This window comes from Zymobacter palmae, from assembly GCF_003610015.1.
Classification (GTDB): domain Bacteria; phylum Pseudomonadota; class Gammaproteobacteria; order Pseudomonadales; family Halomonadaceae; genus Zymobacter; species Zymobacter palmae.
In genome coordinates this window covers 698,557-722,688 of record NZ_AP018933.1, presented here as the reverse complement: position 1 = coordinate 722,688, position 24,132 = coordinate 698,557, and the positions used below count along the sequence as shown (strand labels likewise).

Below are 24,132 nucleotides of genomic sequence, written 5' to 3'. Positions count from 1 at the left end.
ATGCACAACTGGCGACTGGACCTTTTTTCGGGACTCGATTCGGCCCAGGACATGCATGGTGTTCTGGACGTCGCTCTCAAGGTCATCCGTCCGTTCGGGTTTGAGAACTGCGGCTGGAGAGCCCTAGTGCCGACGGCACCTATTGGCCGTTATACGCTGCTGCACTCATGGGAAGACAGTTTCGTTCGTAAGGAACACGATGGGCGCTATGACGACGCGCCGGTTCCTCAGCACTGCGCGCAGTCAACGGACCCTATCTCATGGCAAGGCACAACCGAAGACCCGCTGTTCATGAAAGCGCCGCTGTTGTGGGAAGAGTATTACGAATGCGGTCACTATGGCGGTTGGGCACAGTCTCTGCTGTCAGGCGAGGGAAACTTCAGCATGCTGTATATGGACAGCTCGCACGTGCTGTATCCCGATGATCTTCTGCATGTCGATACGAATCTGCGCTGGATCACGGCTGCCGTGCTCTGTCGCATGGATGAGGTCAAACAGTCCGATTCCGTGCGTCTTGCCCCCGTCGAACACGACATCCTGCGCTGGCTGTGCGAAGGACTGGACGATGAACAGATCGCCAAACGTATGACGACCTCGGTCTATCTAATACACATGCACCTGCGCTCCGCGATGGTGAAACTCAAGGCCTCTACGCGACAGGCGGCCGTGGCGCGCGCCGTTTTTCTGGGACTGCTGTAGGTAGCGGCGCACGTATAACAAAAGGAGGAGCTATACGATGAACAACTGGAAGTACGACCTTTTCACCGGACTGGGTAACGTCAGCACCATGCAGGACGTGCTGGGTACGGCCACACGGGCCGCGCATGCCTTAGGGTTCAACTACTGTGGTTGGCTATCGCAGCTGGCACAGCCGCTGCCCAAGGTAGGCCATCTTTGCTTCACCTCTACCGAAGACGCTGTTCACGAACGCATCCGCCAAGGGCGCTATGATGAAACGCCCGCGCGTCGCCATTGCGCGGCCAAGACCAGCCCCTTCATGTGGACGGGCGGAACAAACGACAGCGTGTTCCTGCAGATCCCTGAAATCGCCGAAGAGTACTACAGTAGCGGTCACCGCGGAGGCTGGGCCCAGTCTGTCATCCTTGATGATGGTTTGAGCTATATGTTCTATACAGACAGCCGCGATGAAATTCCCATGCACGAACTCGAACAGCGCTCACCGCACCTGACCTGGGTTGCCGCTGCGGTACATGCCCGCATGCTGGCCTTCAAGACACCGTCGTCGGTCACGCTGACATTTCGGGAACGCGATATCCTGCGCTATCTTGGCGAAGGGTTCGATCTACCGGACATCTGCCTGAAAATGAAGCTCAGCACCGAAACGGTAGAGTTCCATCTTGAAAATGCGCTTTATAAGCTGGAAATTCCTGATATCCGCACGGCCATAGCTCAGGCATCCTTCATGGGCTTTCTGCACTAAAGGCGAGATACAGATAGCTCGGCCGCGCCTGTCTTCAGGTACAGAGTGTATCCTGACGGCATGACTTCTATCCTAGTGCGATTATCACAAGAATCACGCCGTTCATCACGACAAGGATCCCCAGGGGGGCATACATATGAATGACTGGAAACTTGCACTGTTTACAGGGCTGTCACAGGCCAGCGGCATGGAAGACATCATCGACACGGCCGCCGAAGCCGTTCGTCACCATGACTTCGACTACTGTGGCTGGAAGATACGACTGTCACATCCCTCTATCCGTCAGAAGGTGCTGACAGTGGCCTCTGCCGATGAAGATCTCTACGACCACGTCGTGGATGGCCAAGCATCACTGCCCTCTTCTTGCACTACGCTGTGGGCCGGCATGACACGCGACGAGCTTTATGCCAAAGCGCCCGAACTGGTAGATGACGACACGACGCCAGATAGCGTTCACAGCCGCTGGTGCCATTCGGTTCGCGATACCCATACCGGCGCCTACTGCGTCTTCTATGCCAACAGCCTCTCGCCGCTGTCACAGGAACAACTCCAGCATGCGGCTGCCAACCTGCAGTGGATCGCGGCCGCCGTGCACGCCAGCATGCTGTACATGCCGGTACGCCAGGATCAGGCCCTAACCCTGCGCGAACAGAATGTGCTGATGCATATCGGTAACGGCCTGACGATCGAAGAGATTGCCGACCATATGCGGCTGAGCTTCGAAACAACAGCGTTCCATGTGGAAACCGCCGAATATAAGCTTCAGACACCTGATCCGCAGCAGGCGGTCGCCAAGGCGCTGTTCTTCGGCCTACTGGATTGAGTGCGTTGAGGGGAGCTTTCCGTCATGCCCCCATGGCAAATGGCATTTCTGAATGCGCTCTATAATCTGGACGACATGCAAGACGTGCTCGACATCGCCACCAAAGCGGCATAGAAACTGGGGGCCGAGTTCTGTGCTTGGCGACACAGCGCCCCATACCGCTGACGCAGCAGCGCTCGTTCGGTCTGTCTGCCTTCGACGGACGATGAGGTACACAGGAAAGGATGCGAAGGCGGTTATGATCAGTCGCCTTGATGCAGCACTGTTCACGCTCGACTATGCCGTTCCACTGGTGCAGCACCACCAGCGACAGCATTTTCAAGCAGGCACCGGAACTGTTCGAAGAATACTATGGAGGGGGACATCAAGGCGGGTGTGTGCAGTCGGCCTTTTACAGCCTAAACACTTGCGGTGTCTTTATTATTGCGGATACAAGCCAGAGTTTGGCTGCAGGCCGTCGAGCTGGACATGTAATGAATCGCAACGACCGTGCATTGCAGCATGCTGCGCATCCAGAGTGCAAAGCACACGCGTTAACGTTATGAGAACAGGAAATACTCAAGTGGAGCGTCGATTTCTGAATGCGCTCTATAATCTGGACGACATGCAAGACGTGCTCGACATCGCCACCAAAGCGGCATAGAAACTGGGGGCCGAGTTCTGTGCTTGGCGACACAGCGCCCCATACCGCTGACGCAGCAGCGCTCGTTCGGTCTGTCTGCCTTCGACGGACGATGAGGTACACAGGAAAGGATGCGAAGGCGGTTATGATCAGTCGCCTTGATGCAGCACTGTTCACGCTCGACTATGCCGTTCCACTGGTGCAGCACCACCAGCGACAGCATTTTCAAGCAGGCACCGGAACTGTTCGAAGAATACTATGGAGGGGGACATCAAGGCGGGTGTGTGCAGTCGGCCTTTTACAGCCTAAACACTTGCGGTGTCTTTATTATTGCGGATACAAGCCAGAGTTTGGCTGCAGGCCGTCGAGCTGGACATGTAATGAATCGCAACGACCGTGCATTGCAGCATGCTGCGCATCCAGAGTGCAAAGCACACGCGTTAACGTTATGAGAACAGGAAATACTCAAGTGGAGCGTCGATGGCAAAACGGCAGAGGAAATTGTCATCATCCTGTCGCTAAGCGTAGGGCCGGTCAATTTCCACCTGCGCAATACAATGCTGAAACTGGACGCGCCCAACAAGATATCAGCCGTCGTCAAGGCCATCTATCTACGGCTGCTGGACTGACAAAACCGGCCGAGTGGCCGCGCTTATCTTTTTCGCACCTTCGGGATTCTTTTCCCGTGGGTCACTCAGCCGAACTGATAGATAGCCTTCTCCCTGCGTCGCAGCCTGCCGCGAACCTTCAATTGCATCCACGTCACGCGTCACTCAGGCCTTATTCGGCACTGGCAAAACGCTCTAGCCCTTTGACGAAACGCGCCGAGAGACGTTCAAACAGTGCACGATCCGTCTTGAACTGCTGCATGATGCGGTCTTCATCTACCATCAGCGTAGCACTGTACTCGCGCGTACCACGGGTAAAGCCGATCCGTTCACCGCTATCCCGCCAACTCCAACGCTTGAAACCGGCATCGCGCAGCCAGCGCTCATGAGCTTCGGTAGCCACTACCTTCAGACGCATTCGCTTGGTAAGACGGGACACCAGCGCACGCGCATAACCACGGCCCCGCAGCGGTTCGGGCGTCGTCAGCCACTTGAGTTCAGCCCCTTTGCCCCCTTCTTCCAACACGAGCAGTGCCACACAGAGAATGCGTTCCTCGGCATCGACCAGCGCTAGCACGCGAGCCTGATCACGTGGCAGCCACTGGGTCAGTGCACCGGTGTAAGCGAGCAGCGGTGCCAGCCCGGCCTGTTGTCCATAAGTATTGGCACACAAAAGCGCCACACTGTCGTCGCGACGCTCGTCAGCGCCCAGTTCGATCAGATGCATGTAAGACGAAATTCCTTGCGGGTTCTGCTAAGTAGAAGAAAGGCTGCACGATATGAACCTGAAGCACCTCGACTGTACTTCACAGTCCAAGAAAGGCTACTCTTGATGAAGATAGTCTGACTGAACAAAGACAGCTAACAGGTGCGTTTCGCACGCCAAGACCTCCATATTGCCACACTGTCTCCGATTGCCATAGGCACACGGTTCGTACATGTCGAGGTCGGCCGTCTGCGGCCTTTCTCTTCCAGCAGGAGCACTCATGAAACTTCCAGCGCTTATCGCTCATCGCGGCTATTCGGCACGAGCGCCCGAGAACACGCTGGCCGCCATTCGTGCTGCCGCGGAAGCGGGCATTCGCTGGGTCGAGCTGGACGTCCAGTGTCTGGCCGACGGCACGCCGGTCATCTGGCACGATGCGCATATGGCACGCTGCAGCAATGGCCGCGCCCTGCTCGCTCACCTTACACTAGAGCAGGCGCGCCGCTATGACGTGGGCAGCTGGTTCGATCCTGCGTTTTCGAACGAACGCATCGTCACCCTTGATGAGGCGCTAGAAGAAATCGAACGCCTCGATATGGGCTTGAACCTTGAACTGAAAGTATGCCTTGCCCGCGACCCCATTCGTCTTGCTAATCAGGTCGTTCCGCGCCTGAAAGGCAAGCTGCAAGATCGTCTGTTGGTAGCCAGCTACAGTCAGGATGCGCTGTATCAGGCGCGCAAACTCGATCATGCACTGCCGCTCAGCATCATCTACGACGAGAAGGTGCCGCGTACATGGACATGGGACGTCGAGCGCGTCAATGCGGTTGGCGTTCATGCCAACTGGGAACATATCAATGCGGAACAGATGAAAGAAATCAAGACGGCGGGGCTGACCATGGTCTGCTATACGATCAATGACCCGAAAGCGTTCGCTCCGTGGTGGAAGCGCGGTGTGGACAGCGTGATCTCCGATGACCCGCTGCTGTTTCATCAATACGACATGGACCCGGAGAGCTTCGACAGCCGCGAACGCGAACTGGGCGCACGCTGCCCCGTCAACATGCGTATCCCCGGCCTGCGCCGACTGTTTCGACGCCACCGATAGCCCCATCCATCAAGGTATCCATGCTCTTTAGACGGATAGCCCACATGTCACAAAGATGCCGCTGAACTTTCGCTCCAGCGGCATCTTTGTGTATTACGACTGCGGCGGGAAGAACAGCGCCTGCAGTGCATCGCCCGGTACGTCGGCGCGCATGAAGGCCTCACCGACCAGGAAACCGTAAACGTCGGCAGCCAGCATCTGCTCGACATCGGCGCGATCCAGAATGCCGGACTCGGTAATCAGCGTCACGCCTTCAGGCACGCGATCACGCAACGTCAGTGTCGTATCGAGGCTGACATCGAAGGTATGCAGGTTGCGGTTGTTGATACCCAGCAGTGCCAGTGACGGAATCGTCAGCGCTCGGGTCAGCTCTTCATCATTGTGCACTTCGACCAGCACGTCCATGCCCAGCGACAGTGCCAGCGCATGCAAAGAGTGCAGCGCCTTGTCATCCAGCGCGGCGACGATCAGCAGGATCGCATCAGCCCCCATCACACAGGCTTCATGTACCTGATAAGCACTGACGATGAAATCCTTACGCAGCACGGGCAACGCACACGCCGCGCGCGCATCTTGCAGATATTCAGGGCTGCCTTCGAAGAAGTGAGGCTCGGTCAGTACGGACAGGCAGGCAGCGCCCCCTTGTTCATAGCTCTGTGCGATATCCGCAGGTTCGAAATGCTCGCGGATACGCCCCTTGGAGGGCGAGCTGCGCTTGATTTCGGCAATGACGGCCGGTTCCCCGCGAGCGATGCGTGCGTTCAGCGCTTGAGCAAAACCGCGGCGCGGTGCTGCCTGTTCGCTGGCATGCTTCAGCTCGGCCAACGAGACCTGCTGCTGACGCGCGTCGATCAGCTTGCGTGTGGCCGCGATGATGCGCGTCAGTACGGTAGGTTGTTGTGTCATGGTACCTGGTTCCTCGGTCGAGCGGGCAAACGGCCCCTCTGAATAGTCTTTTGCCATCAGGCCGACACGGCCGGCGCAAAAGCTTGTAGCTGTCGGACGCGTTCGGCGGCGGCCCCGTTCGTCATCAGAGAACGTGCCATGGCAACCCCCTCAGCAATAGTGCCTGCTCGCTGTGCAACACACAATGCCGCCCCTGCATTCAAGGCAATGATATCAGCAGCGGGTCCCGGCTCCCCGGCGAAGGCAGCCTGAATCAGCGCTAGACTCTGTTCCGCTGAATCGACGACCAGCGGCTCCAGCGACCCTAAAATGCCTACCGATGCAGGGTCAAAATCGCACAGCGTAATCTCACCGTGATCGAGCATCACCATCTGGGACGGTGCCGCAATCGACAGCTCATCCAGACCATCTTCGGAATGAACGATGAGCGCTCGCTCGCTGCCCAAATCACGCAGAGCTTCGGCCATGACCGTCAGCAGTTCTGGCGCATAGACCCCGATCACATGATGCCTGACGCGAGCAGGATTGATCAGCGGCCCCAGCACATTAAAGAGCGTTCTGACACCCAGCGCTTTGCGCACCGGCGCGACATGCTTCATGGCCGGGTGGTGCTGAGGCGCGAACATAAAGCCGATACCAACGTCATTGATACAGCGCCCGATTTGCTCGGGTGACAGCGATAAGTCCAACCCTAGTGTACGAAACAGATTGGCGCTGCCAGAAGACGATGACACCGCGACATTGCCGTGCTTAGCCACCGGTACACCCGCTGCCGCCACCACGAAACAGGCCGCCGTCGACACGTTGAATAGGTTGGCACCATCGCCGCCCGTTCCCACGATATCAATCGCGGGTGCGGAGGCCTGCAGTTCCACGGGAACCATCAACTCACGCAGCACTTCCGCCGCCGCCGATATCTCAAGACTGGTTTCCCCCTTGGCTGCCAGCGCGACCAGCACACCCGCAATCTGCTCGGGCTGTGCGCTGCCGGACATGATGGTTTGCATCACCTTATGCATCTGATCACGCGACAGCGTTGTCCCCTCAATCAAAGACGCCAGTATTTTCTTCATTTCACTCTCTCTTGTTATTGGTCCTGTTATTCCTATGAAGCCAGCCGAAGTGAATCGCATCGGCAAACCATACTGACGATGCCTGCGTCAGCGGTACCGCTTGGCGTCTCTACCGCGTTGATCCTTGACGCTCACCGCGCATCAATGATGCAAGCCGGTTAGGCGGCAGCGTTGCCGACGGGGCGTCGCTTGAGGAAATTGCCCAGCAGCTCATGGCCCTGGCGGGACAGAATCGACTCGGGGTGGAACTGAACGCCCTCGATATCCAGCGTACGGTGGCGCAGCCCCATGATCAGCCCGGGAGTGATATCGTCGGCCGCAGTAACAGCCGTAATTTCCAGACATTCGGGCAGCGTGTCACGGTCGACGATCAGTGAGTGATAGCGCGTCACTTCGAGTGGGTTATCGAGTCCTTCGAAGACACCGCTATCAGTGTGATCGACAAGCGACGTTTTGCCGTGCATGACACGTGGGGCGCGCACGACACGGCCGCCGAAGACCTGACCAATGGCTTGATGGCCAAGGCACACGCCAAGAATTGGCACCTGTCCGGCAAAATGTTCGATGGCCGCCATGGAAACGCCCGCTTCATTGGGAGAGCACGGGCCAGGAGAAATAACGAGGTGGGAAAAATCACGCTGGGCAAGCTGTTCGATCGTTTCAGCGTCGTTGCGAATAACCTCTACCTTCGCGCCCAGTTCACCCAAGTACTGGACGATGTTGAAGGTAAAACTGTCGTAGTTGTCGATCATCAGTACATTCATGGCGGTTATCCTCAGTGAACCCTGCACCCTTTTTATTGATAGTCGCTAAATGCGCTGGATGCAGATATTGCCCGCATTACGAGCCGTTCCCTTTGAAGCCATAAACGCAAAAATGCCGCCTCAAAGGGGCGGCATTCGAACGTTTCATTCGGACATACGTTAGCGCCGCACCAGTTAAGAGGAGCGCCACCAATTACCGTTAGTCAGAGTGTTACGTATAAAATTGTTCATATGCTCAAAATGCTACATCCGGCCAGACCTGTCAAGCGCCTGAAGACTGTCGCAAGCGCAGCGACATGACGATGGAACACTCCGAGTACAGGTTTCGTTAAAAACACCCTATCGATTCCCAGTTTGATCAGCCTGCCGAGCACTTTGTCGTGCTCTGTCACGACGCTACAGATATTTCGCCAGCGGTGCGATCGTCAGTTCACCGCAGCGCTTCCCATCAGCGTTCATAGGGCGTTCATTCCCATGCTTTTAAGGGATTATCAATATCTATCACACATAAAAAAGCGATGACCGTGATACATCACGACCATCGCTCATCAAGCGCCCCATCACAGAAAAGGCCATCCGTGCTACCCGCAGAGGATCAACATCATACTGGGCGGCCCATTATGCGTGCGGTATACCACTCGGCAGACTTACTGACCGACCTTCCAGCCTTTGCCGACTTTCACGACCGGTACATCCGCTTCGTGCGTTTCACCGTTGCGGGTAGACCCCTTGATGTGCACCGTCATATGGCTAACATCAGCGCCTTTTTGGGCGTTGGAGACCTCCAACGCTTTCAGCCCGCCTTCGTTCTTCAAGCTGGCCTGCATCTGCTGGAACATGTCGTGACGGATCTGCTGAGATTGCTCTGCCGGCAGCTGTGCCAGGACATCAGGGAACTGCATCAGATCATTGAAGCCCGCTTCGTCACCTTTATCCACAGCGTTGAAGTAGCTTTTTACTGCCTGTTCAGGCGTGGCAATAGTGGCTGCCTGAGCGGTAACGGCCAGCAGGCTGCTACCCGTCAGAACGATGGCACCCAACAGTGTCTTGATCTTCATAAAATTATCATCCCTATATTGCTAACGTAGGCGAACAACCATGAAACGGTCCGCTTTCAACGGTCGGGCATGTCACTGCACGACATTACGCAAGGCAAGGTGCGCGGACACGCCCGATATCGGGCTTATTGGCCGACCTTCCAGTATGTACCCACCTTGACGACCGGAACGTCTTCTTCGTGCGTCTGGCCGCTGTTCGTAACGGCCTTGTAGTGCACGATCATGTGCGCGCTGTCCTGACCGGCCTGAGCCTTAGAGACTTCCAGCGACTTGAGACCGCCTTCCTGCTTGACCGCCCCCTGCATGCCCGCGAAGACCTGGTGTTTGGCTTCGGTCTGCTGTTGCGCTGGCAGCTTGTTCATAGCTTCTGGCATCTTCATCAGCTCAAAGAAGCCATTTTCATCGCCGCGCTCCAGCGTACTAAAGTAGCCTTGGACGGCCTGTTCCGGTGTCGTTGCAACCGCAGCCTGTGCGCTGATGGTCATCAGGCTGGTGGTCGCCAGCACGATAGAACCCAGCATCATTTTGATTTTCATTGAAGCCCCTCGTTTTAATCAGCTCGGCAGCACCCGCAGGGCTGCCGTTCAGTACAAAATCCATCTTGTGCGTGTCGTCGATCATACGGGATAGCACCGGGCATCTCACCCCTAAACTGCTGTTCTACAATATGCTTTCACGTTCTTCCGTATTCACCGACACACGGTAATGAAAGGGCGGAGCCTGAAGAAGACAGACCCCGCCCTTTCGTCATATGGCATGAACCCATCAGAGATTCAGGCCACGCTCCGCCAGTTCGATCGCCTTGAACATTGCGGCACGTTTGTTAAGCGTTTCTTCCCATTCCTTTTCAGGAACAGAATCGGCCACGATGCCCGCCCCCGCCTGCAGATGCAGGTTGCCATCCTTGATGACGGCTGTACGAATGCCGATGGCCATGTCCATGTTGCCCTGCCATGCCAAATACCCAATGGCACCGGAATAGATACCACGTTTGACGGGTTCCAGTTCATCGATGATTTCCAGCGCACGGATTTTCGGTGCACCGCTGAGCGTGCCGGCTGGGAACGTGGCTCGCAATACGTCCATCGGGCCAAGGTTCTTACGCAGCGTTCCCACCACATTCGAGGTGATATGCATGACATGGGAATAACGTTCGATCACCATCGTATCAGTGACTGATACTGAACCGTCTTCGCTGATGCGCCCAACATCGTTACGCCCGAGGTCGATCAACATAACGTGTTCGGCACGTTCTTTGGGATCGTTGATCAGCGCCTCCGCCTGCGCACTGTCCTCTTCCGCATTGCGGCCGCGCTTGATGGTGCCCGCAATCGGTCGCACCGTCACCTGCCCGTTCTCGACGCGCGCCAGTATCTCGGGCGACGCTCCGACCACGTGATGATCTTCAAAGTTGAAGTAGAACATATACGGCGACGGGCTGATGTTGCGCAGGGCGCGATACAGCACCAGCGGCGACACCTTGCAGCGGGTCGACATGCGCTGCGAAGGCACGCACTGCATCAGGTCCCCGGCGCGGATGTATTCCTTGATCCGCTCGACCGCCGCTTCGTAATCCTGCTGTGAAAAGCTGGAGAAGAAGTCGTCTTCGCTCGTAGGGTCACTGACCACGCCCGCTTTGGTCTGCTCGGGCGTCAGCACGCTGTCGCGCAGTTGATGCTCCAGCGTGGACAGGTACTCCTGCGCGCGGCCATAGGCATTGTCTTCGCTCGGATCGACATAGGTCATCAGCTTCAGGCTATTGCTGAAACTATCGAAGACCACGAAATCGTTAGCAACCAGCAGCAAAATATCGGGGATTTCAAGCGGGTCGGGTTTTTCGATGCCCGCCAAGCGAGGCTCGATATAGCGTACGGTGTCGTAACCGAAATAACCCACTAGCCCCCCGTTGAGTCGACTATCCGGCTCTTCGGGCACTTTAAAGCGCAAACGGAACTGCTCAATCCATTCCAGAGGATCGGCCACTTCAGTGGCTCCCACCTGATACCCGTCCTTGAAGCGGCGTACCACGTGACCACGCACTTCAATACGCTCACGACACGGCAAGCCTATCCAAGAGTAGCGCCCCCACTTTTCATCCCCCTGAACGGATTCCAGCAGAAAGCTCCAAGGCGCATCTGCCAGTTTCATGTAGGTGGAAAGCGGTGTGTCCAGATCAGCCAGCAACTCTCGAGTCACTGGAATCCGGTTGTAGCCTGCTTCTGCAAGAGAAGCAAAACGCTCTGGGGTCATCATGTGACAGCGCTCTCATTATTCGAAAAGAAAGGTATACACGGCACCAAATACAGAATGCCCATACGGAATCGTAGCGCACATCCGGTGAGAAGAGCGCAGGAGAGCCGCTGCAAGGCGTATTGGCCGCCTGCCGCGCAGCCGCGGGCATCCTAGTGACACTAAACGAGTCGATGGGGTGATTCAACCGAGGAAGGCTTCTGGCATTGGCAGCGACGTCATGAAGACTTATTGGGATAGGCCGATAACCCGTTGCTGACGCAGCGTGGGGGCGGTATCGACTAAGCGGCAGCGTTCACTTTTTTTATCCCGCCAACCCACTGCCTTTGCGCGATTTTTAGATAAAGAAGGCTTATCGCTTGTCGATAAAGTTGACATTGCCCATACCGTATTCGTTCAATTCGCGGCATAATGTCACATATAGCTGTAGTATTATGATCAGTTATTGGCTACAGCCAGAGTATTCAAGCACAAGCCAGTGCCCACTACTACACTGCAGTTTAGGCACTGAAGCTTGACCTCTATCGTGGGACGGCAAGTACCGGTCTTTCAGCCGCCGTATGCGGGGATCGGCCGCCGTTCGATTATTTTTCATCAGCGCTCGAAGGAACATTCCATGACATGCCCCCGAATCGTTGTCGTTGGCGGAGGCGCTGGCGGCCTTGAACTCGCCACTCGCCTAGGTCGCACGCTGGGCAAACGCAAGCGCGCCGACATCATTCTCGTCGACCGTAATCCGACGCACATCTGGAAACCGCTTCTGCATGAAGTCGCTGTCGGCGCACTCGATACTGACCTCGACGCGGTGTCGTATCAGAGCCATGCGCGCCAGAACGGCTACTACTTCCAGCGCGGCACCCTGACGGGGCTGGACAAGGAAACTCGTACGCTGACGCTGGCGCCGATCAATGATGAAGAAGGCAAGGTCATCATCGGTGAGCGTTCGCTCAACTATGACTATCTGGTGATGGCGGTAGGCAGCATCTCGAACGACTTTGGTACTCCGGGCGTTCGCGATAACTGCTACTTCCTCGACAGCCCACAGCAGGCAGAAAGTTTCCGCCAAGCAATGCTGAGCGCATTCCTGAAGAACGCTCCGGCCGACAACGGTCAGGACGGTGACAAGGAACTGACTATTGCCATCGTAGGCGCAGGCGCAACCGGCGTGGAGCTGTCCGCCGAGCTGTTCAACGCCGTCGAGATGCTGCACAGCTATCGCGTGACAGGCGTTGATCGCCAGCGCCTCAAGGTGCATATCATCGAAGCAGCCGACCGCATTCTGCCGGCACTGGCCGAACGTATCAGCAGCAACGTTCATCAGGAACTGACACGCCTTGGCGTTCAGATTCACACCAAGACGATGGTTGCCAAGGCCGATGAACACGGCTTCGAGACCTCAACGGGTGAGCGCATTGATGCAGACTTGCTGGTATGGGCAGCGGGTGTCATGGCACCGAAGTTCCTGTCAGAGCTGGGCCTGAGCACGCGCCGCAACAACCAGATTGAAGTGCATCAGACCATGCAGAGCGTCGATGATCCGCATATCTTTGCGATCGGCGACTGCGCCGCCTGCCCGCAAGCGGATGACAAATTCGTTCCGCCGCGTGCTCAAGCCGCCCACCAGATGGCCAGCACCATGTACAAAAACTTGGTCGCGCTGATCAACGGTAAGGAAATGAAGCCGTTCGAATACCGCGATCTGGGCGCACTGGTATCGCTGTCGCACTTCCACGCAGCAGGCCGCCTGATGCGCGGCGCATCTACACGTGGTCTGTTCATCGAAGGCTGGTTGGCGCGCACCTTCTATACATCGCTGTACCGCATGCACCAGCAGGCGATCTACGGTACGCCACGCATGCTGGCGAAGATCGTTGTCGACCGCCTGAACCACTGGCTGCGCCCGCGCCTCAAGCTGCACTGATCGCGCGGCTCGACGTTGAAAAGGCACCCTTCGGGGTGCCTTTTGCGTATTCGTGCCCCTATGTTTTCATAGCGGCCGATGCGCTATTGGCGCGGAACAGGTACCCCCGGCAAAAGGCTGGCATCCTGTACCATTGCCGTCATACTGTAGTCGCAGGCACTTGATAAGTGCGGTAGTTCGGTACATCTTCGAAGCATGCTTTCCATTAGTGACAGAGGGCCGCTCGACTACCCCGCTATCGCTAGGTGCTTTTTTCTCACCGTTCACTGCAGGAATTCGCCATGAGTGCTCCCGTCTTCATCTGTGCCAACGCATTCGGTCCCGTGTTCGTCAAACACCACGGTCACGCCACGGCAGCCAACTTGGCTTCCCGCGCCGGTGCCGCTGGCCTTGAGGTTCGCCAAGAACTAATGACACCGGCTGATTATCCGCTTTCCTCGCTCAAGAACGTGCTCGACAATCTGCAGCTGGGCTGCACGTTCTCTGCCAAGGTGCACGTGTGGAACTACGAACACTGTGACAAAGAAGGGCTGCTCAAGGCACTGGAGATCGCGGAAGAACTGGGCGCACGCTTGCTGAAAGTCAGCATTGGGGCCCTACCCGCCGATCCGTCGCTCTCACGTGAAGAGCTGGAAACCGTAGCGGCTCGCCTCAAACAGAGCTCGGTTCGCTTGGTGATCGAAAACGATCAGACCCCTGAGGGCGGTGACATTGAGGTCATGGAAAGGGCTCTGGCCTTGTTGGCCGAAGCGGGCATAGAAGCTGGACTGACCTTCGATACTGGCAACTGGTACTGGGTGGGCGAGAACCCGATTGACGCGGCACGTCAGCTCGGCGCCCGGGTCGAGTACATCCACTGCAAAAGCATTGATATCGTTCACGACCAGCCGCGAGTCTGTCAGCCGCGCGCACCGCATCTGGCGGCGTGGTCAACGTTGTGGACCGCCTTCAAGCCCAATACTCTGCGCTCCATCGAATTCCCGCTGGCACAGGAAGACAGCATTGACCTGAACCACAATGCCCTCGTGGCCAGCGCACACGAATTCATCGCTCGTCTGCGCCATTATTAAGCGCCACTCTGGGACGCCTTTTAGGCGTCGTCGATGATCGCGATAGACACCGCATGTGCATAGCGCCAGGTCCGCAAGGGCTTGGCGCTATGTCATTCGGGGCTGTTCTCTGTCTGTCACACAGCAACATGTATCCATATCGCGTATCAGCGCACCGGCAACTCGATATCGTCTAGCAGCTGGGCGTCCTGTCGAGTGTTCTGCATAACCGCATCTACTCGCTCACGTGTCAGGTGAGGAGCCATGCGCTCGATGAAGTCGTACATGTACTTGCGCAGATACGCTCCCCGACGCAGAGCGATACGCGTCACGGAGTAATCAAACAGATGGCGCGCGTCGATCGCAACCAGATCCGTGTCGGTCGCTTCCGCAGCCATGTGCGCGACAATCCCGACCCCTAGCCCAAGACGAACATAGGTCTTGATCACGTCGGCATCCGCGGCCGTCAGTACGACGTTCGGTTCCAGTCCTTTGGCCAAGAAGTTCTCTGCCAGCTGCGCACTGCCGGTAAAGCCACTGGTGTACGTGACAAGCGGGTACTTGGCGAGCGCTTCCAGCGTCAGGTGCTCTTCATCGCACAAGGGATGTCCTTTAGGTACCAGCACACTGCGGTTCCAGCGATACCACGGCAGGGCTGCCAGATCATTGAACTGGGTCAGCGCTTCGGTGCAGATCGCGATGTCGGCCTGACCGTCGCATACCATCTGCGCAATCTGACGCGGATTGCCCTGGTGCATGTGCAGGCTGATGCCGGGATAGCGCTCACCAAACTGCTTGATGATTTCGGGCAACACATAGCGGGCCTGAGTATGCGTCGTCGCCAGGGTGAGGCTCCCCTGGTTTTCGTCGTTGTGCTCTTGGGCCACCTGCTTGATGTTGTTGACGAGGTGCAGCACCTGGCCAGCAAGGTCAATGACCGTCTGTCCTGCCGGTGTCACACGCGTCAAGTGCTTGCCACTGCGGGCAAATATCTCGATGCCCAGCTCGCCTTCCAGCAGACGAATCTGTTTCGAGATGCCCGGCTGGGAAGTGTACAGCCGCTGAGCCGTCGCGGAGACGTTCAGGTTATGGCGCGAGACTTCCCAAACGTAACGTAACTGCTGAAGTTTCAAGGCAATATCCTTCTGAACGATAGTGAGCGAACTTTTTTTTCAAGCTATCAGGGAATAAGATAATGAACAAACGATACTTTTTGATATAAGAAATTGCGCCTACAGTGTCAACATTCTTTTTCCACGATGGCAAGTGATATTCGCACCGTGTGAGCGGAGAGGCCTTTCATGACATTGGAAACGTTTGGAATTTTCATTGCAGCAGGTGCGGCGATCGGATTCTGTATGGGGTGCACGGGTATCGGCGGGGGCTCGCTGATGATGCCTGTGCTGCTGTTCATGGGAATCCCATCACAAGTGGCCGTGGGCACTGACCTGCTGTACGCCTCAATCACTAAGTGCAGTGCCGTGGTATCCCATCAGCGTCAGCGCAACATTGATTGGAAAACGGTGGCCTTCTTGCTGCTGGGTAGTATTCCTGCTTCGCTGCTCACGCTGTTCGTGCTGCGCCATCTACAGGCCGAAGGCGGCATCAGCGATGCGCTCATCACCCGCTCACTGGGTGCCCTACTGGTGTTGACTGCTGTTACGTTGATCTTCCGCGCCCGCCTATACCGCTGGGCCAACGCACACGGCAGCGTTCTGTTGCGCCATGCCACCACGCTGTCGGTGCTGACAGGACTGTTTCTGGGTATCTGCGTGACGCTGTCCTCGGTCGGCGCAGGCGTCATTGGTACGGCACTTCTGATGCTGATCTACGCCCAATACCCCTCTCGCCATATCGTGGGCACCGATATCGCACATGCCGTGCCGCTGACGTTTGTTGCCGGCTCGGGCCATATGTTCATGGGCGGCATCGACTGGTTCCTGCTGTGCGCCCTGTTGATCGGTTCGGTACCTGCCGTCTACTTCGGTGCCAGCATGGCACGACGCATGCCTGACAAGTTGCTACGTGGGGTGCTGACCGTCATCTTGCTGGGCATGGGTCTGCATTACCTGTGGCCACTCTAAATAGTGTCACTATAAACGGTGTCACTCTAAGCCCACGTTGGTGAGGGGACTGCCTATCTATGCGGCTTGTAGCGCGGGACATTAGGCAGTCTCTCTACGAGTAGAAACCACTACAGTACACGCCATCAGGTCATCATGAGCACAAAGCACGACATCCTGCTCCCCGGCAACCCTCTAGAATCGCCCCCCGTATCTGTCACCCCACGACGGCTGATCGTCATGGGGCGGTAGATGCTCTGCTAACATGATAATGACCCGCTCGAGGAACTACTCGTCGTGCCCCGGTGAGCCGATGCAAATGATTACCGTTGATAAAAAAAGAGTGTGCGCCCTCTTTTGTTCACCGCCAAGTGACCTGATATAGAGTAAGTTGATAAAAAAGATAGCCTGCGTTGTATTTGCTCCACTTCTGACATCAGGCTACCATCTGACTATAACGGTTGGTTAAACCTGCCCCACCGAATTCAAGGAGAGCCTTATGTCCAAGTTCATTGACGTCAATGACAGCAATTTCCAGAAAGACGTACTGGAATACGCCGACACCCCCGTGCTGGTGAAGTTCTGGGCGCCGTGGTGTGGCCCGTGTAAGGTCATGACGCCGATCGCAGAACAGGTTGCCGCTGCACGCAGCGATGACGACCTGCGTTTCGTCGACATCAACGTCGATGAAGCCGTTAATGTCACGCAGGCACTCAGCATTCGCGGTGTCCCCACCGTCATGCTGTTCAACAAAGGACAGCGCGTTGCGGCCGTCACCGGCGGCCTGAACCGCCAACAGCTCGAAGCGTTCATCGACCAGCATATCTGATCGCTCGCAACGACTGACGATACGTCTCTATACAAGAAGGCCCCAGCTTCATAGAAGCTGGGGCCTTCTTGCTATCGCGCGCTTGAATGAGTCATTTGTCGATGGCCCATTCTTCAATGAACCTTGCACGCCATCTCCTCTCATCAAGTGCGCAGAGAGGAGTCCTCTAACTCAGCATGCGGTTTCTCTGCAAGCCCCTCTCTGGACGTGGTGCGCGCATGCGCTTCGGACAGCAGACGAAACATCACGTTGGAAATGACGCCGACGCTGGTCAACATAATGACCAGCGGCCATGGGCCATAGTCCCCAAACGCATTGACAATAAAGCTACCGATACCGCCGGAACTGAACTGGATGCATCCCAGCGCCGCTGTTGCCGTGGCACTCATGCTGGGGAAATAGTCCAGCATCGACGAGATGGCATTGGCCGTAATCAAGCCGTTCATCGAGCTAAAAATAATGACCAACGGCATCAGTGTCCAAGCCGCATCCAGACGCAATGCAACCGTCAGCAACGCCATCACCCCAAAGCCGAGCTGCAGCATCATCCCCACCTTGAGAATGTCATGCGGCGAGTGATGCTTCAGCAGCGATAGATTGAGGCGGTTAGCCCCCAGCACCAGAATGATGTTGCCGGTAAACATCAACCCATAGATCCACTCGGGCACCTTGTAGTAGTTGATGCACAGGTACGATGACGCTGACAGGAACGAGAAGATACCCGCGTATGAGCAGGCCACGGCAATGATGTAGCCCAGCGCGGCACGGTGCCCCAGCACACGTCCGTAACGACGTGCAATGGTTGCCAGTCCTTCGGCATGCCCGGACAGCACCGCCGTTTCTGGCAGCTTGCGACTCACCAGTGTCAGTGCGACCAAGGCATAGATCGCCAAGAACAGGAAGATAGCCTGCCAGCCGCCTGCATAGTTGTTGAGCAAGGCACCGAGTGACGGGGCACCCAGTGGGGCCAGCAACAGGATCATCGTCATGGTCGACATCATCCGTGCCGATTCACGCCCTGAAAAACGGTCGCGCACGACGGCAGCCGCATTCACAGAGCACGCACCGCCCCCTAGGGCTTCGACGAAACGCAGCGAACAGAACATCATCAAGCTGCTTGAGAAGGCAAGGGCAAGGCTGGAAAGAAAGAAAACGATGATACCGCCGATGGCGACAGGGCGACGACCGATACGGTCAGAGATAGGACCGAAGATAACTTGACCACAGGCAAAGCCCAATAGATAGAGGCTCATAGAGTTGGCGGCAGCACTGGCTTCGGTTCCTAGATAACGAGCAATATCTGGAATGGCGGGGAGATACGCATCCGTTGCCAGAGGTGTCAACGCCATCATCAGGGCCAGCAAGCGGGCCAGACGGCGGGGGGCGAAACGTTTCAAGACTGCACCTCCTTTTTTTCTCATCATTAGTATGTCCAGGCAGTCTGTCGGAGCATTGCTGACAGCCAATGGCCTATGCCAAGGCCTTTCACTCATACTTCATGTGCTGTCACGGTCTATCTGCCTGTCAGGGTCAACGCCTGTCACGACGGCCCTAGCGCCTCATCTCGCGGTCGTCATCCCTCGATAGGCCGCGGATCAGATACTGCGTCCATCGCGCGCTGTTTCTTATCGAAAAAATGGGGATTCGAGCGCACGATAGCCCCCTTCTGCGGACATCGCGTAGAAGGGTAAAAAAGACCGTCCGAAAAAGGCTGATTGCAGCGACTTTCTCGAACGGTGATCACATCGTGAAGTGCGGGTTACTTCTGTGTGGCAGGTACGGCCCCGGCAGCCGGTTCGTCATAATCAAAATCGCCCGAGGCGAAAGGATCATGCTTTGTCTGCCCACCGTCGATCTCAAACTGACGGCGCTGCATCCACGCATCGCGCAGCAGCGTATAGCGATCGCCTTGCAGCAGCTTTTCTTGCTCCAGCATGCTCGCACGCCAATTGACGGTATTCAGGCCATACAGCCCCCAGCGCGTATAGTCATCGCTGATCTGGTGCGTTGGGCTGACATACCAGTCACCCGGCTTGCCGACCGTATCACGCAGCGAACTCGGCCCCAGGATGGGCAACATCAGGAAAGGCCCTGAACGGAAGCCCCATGCGGCCAGCGTCTTGCCCACGTCTTCATGACGCGCTTCGATACCCAGCTGCGTTGCGGGGTCGAGGAACCCACCCAGCCCGAGGGTCGTGTTGATCAAAAAGCGCGACAGCGAAATGCCCAGTATTTTCGGGTTGCCCTGCAGCACGCCGTTGGCCATGTTGCCGACTTCGCCTAGGTTACCGAAGAAATTCGTTACCCCGTCCTGTACCGGCTGAGGCGTCACTGCGTTGTAGCCCTTGGCGACCGGGCGCAGCGCATACTCATCCAGCGCGTCGTTGAACGCAAACACCTTACGGTTGACTGGCTCTAATGGATCGTTGGGCGCACCGTCCTGTGTGTACATGCCAGCACAGCCGCTCAGCGTGGTCGCCAGCACTGCTGCTGCCGTGAATTTCAATCCTGCTGCCTTCATGCCTGCCTCTTCGACACTTGAAGCATGCCTGCGGACATGTGCCCATCCACAACGGCATGCAAATATGTGGGCATCGTATCACGATGCTTATACGGTTGGCCCTGCCCTTTTACAAAAGCAAACAACAGAGCGAAGTTCCGTATCCAAACGTTATTCTCCGGCAATGATTTCCTGCCAGCGCCGTTCCAAACGTTTGACCGATACGGTGTCCAGTGTGCCCAGCTGCTGGGCAAACAGGGAGACGCGCAGTTCCTCAATCCACCAGCGGAATTCGGCCAGTGCGGGGTCAAGGGCACCCTTGACGCTCTGTCGTCGCGCATCCCAACGCGCTTCGAAATCGTGGATTTCCTGCATTGCAACGGTATCGCGCCGATAGTCGCGCCCCAGCTTCTCAAGGCGAAGCAGTGCCGCCTGCATGTAGCGAGGATAGTGGCTCAGCCACTCCCCTGCGTCGACGACAAATCCTGGGTGAACCAATCGAGCCATCTGTGCTTTCAGATCGGAATAGGCCCGCGCCAGCTGAAGGCTAACGTTGCCCTTCAGCTTCTTGGTGACGTCAAGATAGCCCTTCAAAGCAGCTTCGACCTCATCGGCCAGCATATCGGCCAGTTCGCCCAGATCACCGCGGCGCGCTTCGATACGTTCGGCCATTTCGTCCGCACTGCGGGGCAGTGGATCGAAAGCGAACGCCCGTAGAAACAGGGCATCTACGATATCGGATGCCAGCGCCTGACGTGATCCGACTTTGGTGAAAAGCAGCGCACAACGATCCAGTTTCGGCATCGACTTCGTAAAATAGCGTACCTGCTCCGGCAGCGCCTGCATGGCGGCGCGTTTCACCCCATGTCGATGCTGCTCGTGAGCCTTGCCCGGGTGGTCGAATAGTACGACCCCGAGGCTATCGCCTTCGTCAACCAGTGCGGGATAGGCTTCAACGCGGATGCCCGCTTGTTCGCGGCGCTCGCGTTCGGGCAGACGCTGTGAAGGCCATGCAGTCAGCCCCGTGCGCGGCTGGCGGCTATCGGCCAGTGCCGCTGCGCCTTCTTCTGCCTGTCGCTCGAAACGCGCGATCAGCGCATCCAGATCACGCCCCTCGCCGAGCACTTTCCCTTTGTGATCCAGTACACGGATGTTCATGATCAAATGAGGCGGTAGCTGTTCGACCTGCCAATCCTCATCTGACAACCGCACGCCGGTACGGCGGCGCAGGAACTCGCCCAGCGCCTCGGTCATGTAGGTCTGCCCCGGCGTCAGCGCTTCCAGCGCCGCATCGACCCAGTCGGGGATCGGCACGACCTGACGGCGCAGCGCCTTGGGCAGTGACTTCATCAGCGCAATGCCCTTGTCGCGCCGCAGCCCCGGCACCAGCCAGTCGAGCGCCTCACGCGGCAGGGTACTGAGCATCACCGCCGGCACCGACACCGTCACTCCATCGTCTGAAGCGCCAGGGGCAAAGTGATAGGACAGCGGAAGCTGCATGTCGGCTACCATCAGTCGCTCGGGGTAGCGCTGATCGGTAACTTCTTCGGCTTCACGCGCCATCAGCGCATCCAAATCAAAGAACAGTGCTTCCGGTGCTTTGTGTTCGACATCCTTGCGCCAGCGCTCGAAGCTGGCACCGTTCGTGATGTTGTCGGGAATGCGTTCGTCATAAAACGCGAACAGCGTGTCTTCATCGACCAGAATGTCGCGGCGGCGCGCCTTATCTTCCAACGCCTCCACTTCCCCAATCAGAGCGCGGTTATGGGCGAAAAACTTGCCCTGAGTGCGAAACTCGCCTTCGACAAGCGCGCTGCGGATGAAGATTTCACGCGATTCCTGCGGTGCGATCGGGCCATAGTGCACCTTGCGCTGGGTCACGATGGGCAGCCCGAACAGCGTAACCTGTTCATAGGCCACGACCTGTGCGCGCTTCTTCTCCCAATGCGGTTCGCTATAGCTGCGCTTGACCAGCTCACCGGCCGTCGGCTCGATCCATTGCGGCTTGATACCCGAGACTTCACGCGCATATAAGCGGGTGGTTTCCAGCATTTCAGCGGCCATGATCCACTTCGGCGTTCGCTTGGACAGCCCCGAACCGGGGTGAATCATGAAACGACGGTTGCGCGCCCCTAAGTATTCGCGGTTCTCAAGGTGCAACCCAAGGTTGGACAGTAGCCCTGTCAGCAGCGCGCGGTGCATGCCATCGACTTCGATCGCCAGCTTGCCCTCTTCGTCGCGCGCCAGACGCGGATGCACCTCGCCCAGCTTCAGTTCCTGTGCTAGCTGACGCAGCTGACGGAAGGTATCGTGCCACTCGCGCAAACGCATGTAGCTCAAGAAGTGTGTACGACACCAGCGTCGCAGCGCACTCGATGACAGATCATCGCGCGCGGTCGCGAAGCCATTCCACAGGTTGAGCCAGCTGACGAAATCGGAGTCCTTATCGGCCCACTCACGGTGCTTCTGATCCGCCGCCTCACGCTGATCTGCCGGGCGCTCGCGAGGGTCTTGCACCGCCAGCGCACTGACGACGATCAGCACTTCCTGCAACGCTTTGAATTCGGCCCCCGCCAACACCATGCGCGCTAGGCGCGGGTCAATGGGCAGACGCGCCAACTTGCGCCCCAGCGGCGTCAACTGATCGTTGCTGTCGACCGCCCCCAGCTCGTTCAGCAGCCGGAAGCCATCGCGCACCGCACGGCTTTCGGGCGGCTCCAGAAAGGGGAAGGCTTCAATATTGCCCAGACGCAGGGCCAGCATCGACAGAATGACCGCCGCCAGGTTGGTCCGTCTAATCTCCGGTTCGGTAAAGGCCGGTCGCAGGATGAAATCATCTTCACTGTAGAGACGAATGCATGCCCCTTCGCTGATACGACCACAGCGCCCCTTGCGCTGCTCCGCACTGGCCTGACTGATCGGTTCGATCGGCAGCCGCTGTACCTTGGCCCGCGGGCTATAGCGACTGATGCGTGCAAGCCCGGGGTCAATTACATAGCGAATACCCGGTACGGTCAGCGAGGTTTCCGCCACGTTAGTGGCTAACACGATGCGTCGCCCAACGGACGGCGTGAAAATGCGTTGCTGCTCGCTGACCGACAGGCGCGCATACAGCGGCAGAATCTCAGTATCACGTAGTTGTGCCTTGCGCAGCGTTTCTGCTGTCTCGCGTATTTCACGCTCGCCCGGCAGAAAGACCAGAATGTCACGCGGCCCCGTAAACCAGCGCTTTTCACGCTCGATATGCGCAATCTCTTCGACAGCTTCAAGGATGCCTTCCTGCAGCGTCAGGTCGCTTTCTTCAGCACTGTCGCGCATCAGCGGACGATAACGCGTCTCGACCGGGTAAGTACGCCCGGATACCTCGATGATCGGTGCAGGCTTGCCCGTACGCGGATCAGCAAAATGTTCGGCGAAGCGTTCGACGTCGATGGTCGCCGAGGTGATGACGATCTTGAGATCATGGCGACGCTGAATCAGCTGGCGCAGATAGCCCAGCAGAAAGTCGATGTTAAGGCTGCGCTCGTGCGCTTCATCGATGATAAGGGTGTCATAACGTAGCAGCTGAGGATCATGCTGAATTTCGGCCAACAGAATACCGTCGGTCATCAGCTTGATGCGCGTGTGCTCATTGGTATTGTCGGCAAAGCGCATCTGAAAGCCGACCGTTTCACCCAGCGGCACCTGCAGCTCTTCGGCCAAACGTGCGGCCACATTACGCGCTGCAAGACGCCGCGGCTGGGTATGACCAATCAGCCCACGACGACCGCTGCCCGCTTCCAAACACAACTTGGGAATCTGAGTTGTTTTCCCCGAACCGGTTTCCCCCGCGATCACGACAACCTGATGCGCTTCCAGAAGCTTCAGTATTTCATCGTGGCGCGCGGATACGGGCAGTTCTGGCGGATACTGCAAAGTGATGGGCCGAGACAGCCGCGCCTCCAGCTGTTGAAGACTGGCATCGCACTGCGCCTGCAGCGCCGCCAGCGAGCGGTCGACAGGCTGACCTTGCTTAACGCGTCGCCGCAGTGCGGAAAGGCGCTTGCGCACATCGGCCGCTTCACGCAGAGGAAGCTGATCGCAGCACTGCTGCAACCGAGCCAGCTGCGCGTCGGCCGCGTCAGAATGATGGGGCACAGAAGGAGAATCGCTCAAGACAGCCTCACAGAAAATCGGTGATGCGCTTCCGCTCCCCCAATGCCGAGGACCCAATGCGAAGCGCCAAAGATAACGCTATTTTATCGCGGATTGCAGGTTATCCCTACCCCATGCGCAAACCTACCGTTATGACAGCATGAAAAACCCACTCCAATAGACTGATATCAAAGTAAATGGGGATAGCGAAGGCCGTCATCATTCAACGAAGAAGAGTAGGCCAAGTATCGATCGTCATTCCTTGCTGCCACAAAAA

20 protein-coding genes are annotated in these 24,132 nt (G+C 57.2%); 9 read left to right on the top strand and 11 right to left on the bottom strand.

What is annotated here, in order from left to right; translation table 11 throughout:
- The 4 genes from ZBT109_RS03215 (at nucleotide 1) to ZBT109_RS14180 (ending at nucleotide 3,515) form a co-directional block, all read left to right on the top strand.
- A complete protein-coding gene (locus ZBT109_RS03215; protein WP_027705109.1) occupies nucleotides 1–699 on the top strand; it encodes a helix-turn-helix transcriptional regulator in 699 nt (232 codons plus the stop codon).
- 37 nt (nucleotides 700–736) lie between these two features.
- Entirely contained in the window at nucleotides 737–1,441 is a 705-nt protein-coding gene (locus ZBT109_RS03210; protein ID WP_027705108.1) for a helix-turn-helix transcriptional regulator, read from the top strand.
- Between the two features lie 136 nt (nucleotides 1,442–1,577).
- Nucleotides 1,578–2,264 (top strand): helix-turn-helix transcriptional regulator, encoded by a 687-nt coding sequence (locus ZBT109_RS03205; protein WP_027705107.1) that lies wholly within the window; start codon nucleotides 1,578–1,580, stop codon nucleotides 2,262–2,264.
- A gap of 1,083 nt (nucleotides 2,265–3,347) precedes the next feature.
- On the top strand, nucleotides 3,348–3,515 hold the full coding sequence (locus tag ZBT109_RS14180) for a LuxR C-terminal-related transcriptional regulator (protein ID WP_084261791.1): 168 nt from the start codon (nucleotides 3,348–3,350) through the stop codon (nucleotides 3,513–3,515).
- 151 nt (nucleotides 3,516–3,666) lie between these two features.
- Here ZBT109_RS14180 and ZBT109_RS03195 read toward each other — a convergent pair whose 3' ends face one another.
- Complete coding sequence (locus ZBT109_RS03195) at nucleotides 3,667–4,221, bottom strand: GNAT family N-acetyltransferase (RefSeq protein WP_027705106.1); 555 nt, start codon at nucleotides 4,219–4,221, stop codon at nucleotides 3,667–3,669.
- A 259-nt stretch (nucleotides 4,222–4,480) separates the two neighbouring features.
- Between ZBT109_RS03195 and ZBT109_RS03190 the strand changes: the two genes are divergently transcribed.
- Complete coding sequence (locus tag ZBT109_RS03190) at nucleotides 4,481–5,308, top strand: glycerophosphodiester phosphodiesterase family protein (protein ID WP_084261789.1); 828 nt, start codon at nucleotides 4,481–4,483, stop codon at nucleotides 5,306–5,308.
- Between the two features lie 93 nt (nucleotides 5,309–5,401).
- Here the strand turns inward: ZBT109_RS03190 and trpC are convergent, their stop codons facing one another.
- The 6 genes from trpC to trpE form a co-directional block, all read right to left on the bottom strand.
- Entirely contained in the window at nucleotides 5,402–6,214 is an 813-nt protein-coding gene (gene trpC, locus ZBT109_RS03185) for an indole-3-glycerol phosphate synthase TrpC (protein WP_027705105.1), read from the bottom strand.
- 56 nt (nucleotides 6,215–6,270) lie between these two features.
- Nucleotides 6,271–7,287 (bottom strand): anthranilate phosphoribosyltransferase, encoded by a 1,017-nt coding sequence (trpD, locus tag ZBT109_RS03180; RefSeq protein ID WP_038278155.1) that lies wholly within the window; start codon nucleotides 7,285–7,287, stop codon nucleotides 6,271–6,273.
- Nucleotides 7,288–7,445: 158 nt separating this feature from the next.
- Nucleotides 7,446–8,051: an anthranilate synthase component II gene (locus tag ZBT109_RS03175; protein WP_027705103.1), complete on the bottom strand. Its 606-nt coding sequence runs from the start codon at nucleotides 8,049–8,051 to the stop codon at nucleotides 7,446–7,448.
- Nucleotides 8,052–8,698: 647 nt separating this feature from the next.
- Nucleotides 8,699–9,109, bottom strand: coding sequence for a nuclear transport factor 2 family protein (locus ZBT109_RS03170; RefSeq protein WP_027705102.1), 411 nt, complete (start codon nucleotides 9,107–9,109; stop codon nucleotides 8,699–8,701).
- 125 nt (nucleotides 9,110–9,234) lie between these two features.
- Nucleotides 9,235–9,645 (bottom strand): nuclear transport factor 2 family protein, encoded by a 411-nt coding sequence (locus ZBT109_RS03165; RefSeq protein WP_027705101.1) that lies wholly within the window; start codon nucleotides 9,643–9,645, stop codon nucleotides 9,235–9,237.
- 229 nt (nucleotides 9,646–9,874) lie between these two features.
- Entirely contained in the window at nucleotides 9,875–11,359 is a 1,485-nt protein-coding gene (gene trpE / locus ZBT109_RS03160) for an anthranilate synthase component I (RefSeq protein WP_027705100.1), read from the bottom strand.
- A 616-nt stretch (nucleotides 11,360–11,975) separates the two neighbouring features.
- Between trpE and ZBT109_RS03155 the strand changes: the two genes are divergently transcribed.
- On the top strand, nucleotides 11,976–13,280 hold the full coding sequence (locus tag ZBT109_RS03155; RefSeq protein ID WP_027705099.1) for an NAD(P)/FAD-dependent oxidoreductase: 1,305 nt from the start codon (nucleotides 11,976–11,978) through the stop codon (nucleotides 13,278–13,280).
- Nucleotides 13,281–13,561: 281 nt separating this feature from the next.
- A complete protein-coding gene (locus tag ZBT109_RS03150) occupies nucleotides 13,562–14,350 on the top strand; it encodes a sugar phosphate isomerase/epimerase family protein (RefSeq protein ID WP_051523781.1) in 789 nt (262 codons plus the stop codon).
- 146 nt (nucleotides 14,351–14,496) lie between these two features.
- Here ZBT109_RS03150 and cysB read toward each other — a convergent pair whose 3' ends face one another.
- A complete protein-coding gene (gene cysB, locus ZBT109_RS03145) occupies nucleotides 14,497–15,462 on the bottom strand; it encodes an HTH-type transcriptional regulator CysB (RefSeq protein ID WP_027705098.1) in 966 nt (321 codons plus the stop codon).
- A gap of 168 nt (nucleotides 15,463–15,630) precedes the next feature.
- On the opposite strand from cysB, the gene ZBT109_RS03140 reads away from it, so the two are divergent.
- The gene (locus tag ZBT109_RS03140) at nucleotides 15,631–16,413 is read left to right on the top strand and encodes a sulfite exporter TauE/SafE family protein (protein WP_027705097.1); all 783 of its coding nucleotides are present in this window, start codon (nucleotides 15,631–15,633) and stop codon (nucleotides 16,411–16,413) included.
- A gap of 478 nt (nucleotides 16,414–16,891) precedes the next feature.
- Entirely contained in the window at nucleotides 16,892–17,221 is a 330-nt protein-coding gene (locus ZBT109_RS03135) for a thioredoxin family protein (RefSeq protein WP_027705096.1), read from the top strand.
- A 143-nt stretch (nucleotides 17,222–17,364) separates the two neighbouring features.
- Here ZBT109_RS03135 and ZBT109_RS03130 read toward each other — a convergent pair whose 3' ends face one another.
- The 3 genes from ZBT109_RS03130 to hrpA all read right to left on the bottom strand — a co-directional run bounded on the left by ZBT109_RS03130 (nucleotide 17,365) and on the right by hrpA (nucleotide 23,876).
- Nucleotides 17,365–18,618 (bottom strand): multidrug effflux MFS transporter, encoded by a 1,254-nt coding sequence (locus ZBT109_RS03130; RefSeq protein ID WP_051523780.1) that lies wholly within the window; start codon nucleotides 18,616–18,618, stop codon nucleotides 17,365–17,367.
- Between the two features lie 362 nt (nucleotides 18,619–18,980).
- Entirely contained in the window at nucleotides 18,981–19,742 is a 762-nt protein-coding gene (locus tag ZBT109_RS03125; protein ID WP_027705095.1) for an MlaA family lipoprotein, read from the bottom strand.
- Nucleotides 19,743–19,892: 150 nt separating this feature from the next.
- Nucleotides 19,893–23,876, bottom strand: coding sequence for an ATP-dependent RNA helicase HrpA (hrpA, locus tag ZBT109_RS03120; RefSeq protein ID WP_027705094.1), 3,984 nt, complete (start codon nucleotides 23,874–23,876; stop codon nucleotides 19,893–19,895).
- Nucleotides 23,877–24,132: the final 256 nt, after the last annotated feature.

What these genes read in the sequence shown, in the direction of transcription:
- ZBT109_RS03215 (WP_027705109.1), top strand. Translation starts at nt 1, where the DNA reads ATGCACAACTGGCGACTGGACCTTTTTTCGGGACTCGATTCGGCCCAG.
- ZBT109_RS03210 (WP_027705108.1), top strand. Translation starts at nt 737, where the DNA reads ATGAACAACTGGAAGTACGACCTTTTCACCGGACTGGGTAACGTCAGC.
- ZBT109_RS03205 (WP_027705107.1), top strand. Translation starts at nt 1,578, where the DNA reads ATGAATGACTGGAAACTTGCACTGTTTACAGGGCTGTCACAGGCCAGC.
- ZBT109_RS03195 (WP_027705106.1), bottom strand. Translation starts at nt 4,221, where the DNA reads ATGCATCTGATCGAACTGGGCGCTGACGAGCGTCGCGACGACAGTGTG.
- ZBT109_RS03190 (WP_084261789.1), top strand. Translation starts at nt 4,481, where the DNA reads ATGAAACTTCCAGCGCTTATCGCTCATCGCGGCTATTCGGCACGAGCG.
- trpC (WP_027705105.1), bottom strand. Translation starts at nt 6,214, where the DNA reads ATGACACAACAACCTACCGTACTGACGCGCATCATCGCGGCCACACGC.
- trpD (WP_038278155.1), bottom strand. Translation starts at nt 7,287, where the DNA reads ATGAAGAAAATACTGGCGTCTTTGATTGAGGGGACAACGCTGTCGCGT.
- ZBT109_RS03175 (WP_027705103.1), bottom strand. Translation starts at nt 8,051, where the DNA reads ATGAATGTACTGATGATCGACAACTACGACAGTTTTACCTTCAACATC.
- ZBT109_RS03170 (WP_027705102.1), bottom strand. Translation starts at nt 9,109, where the DNA reads ATGAAGATCAAGACACTGTTGGGTGCCATCGTTCTGACGGGTAGCAGC.
- ZBT109_RS03165 (WP_027705101.1), bottom strand. Translation starts at nt 9,645, where the DNA reads ATGAAAATCAAAATGATGCTGGGTTCTATCGTGCTGGCGACCACCAGC.
- trpE (WP_027705100.1), bottom strand. Translation starts at nt 11,359, where the DNA reads ATGACCCCAGAGCGTTTTGCTTCTCTTGCAGAAGCAGGCTACAACCGG.
- ZBT109_RS03155 (WP_027705099.1), top strand. Translation starts at nt 11,976, where the DNA reads ATGACATGCCCCCGAATCGTTGTCGTTGGCGGAGGCGCTGGCGGCCTT.
- ZBT109_RS03150 (WP_051523781.1), top strand. Translation starts at nt 13,562, where the DNA reads ATGAGTGCTCCCGTCTTCATCTGTGCCAACGCATTCGGTCCCGTGTTC.
- ZBT109_RS03140 (WP_027705097.1), top strand. Translation starts at nt 15,631, where the DNA reads ATGACATTGGAAACGTTTGGAATTTTCATTGCAGCAGGTGCGGCGATC.
- ZBT109_RS03135 (WP_027705096.1), top strand. Translation starts at nt 16,892, where the DNA reads ATGTCCAAGTTCATTGACGTCAATGACAGCAATTTCCAGAAAGACGTA.
- ZBT109_RS03125 (WP_027705095.1), bottom strand. Translation starts at nt 19,742, where the DNA reads ATGAAGGCAGCAGGATTGAAATTCACGGCAGCAGCAGTGCTGGCGACC.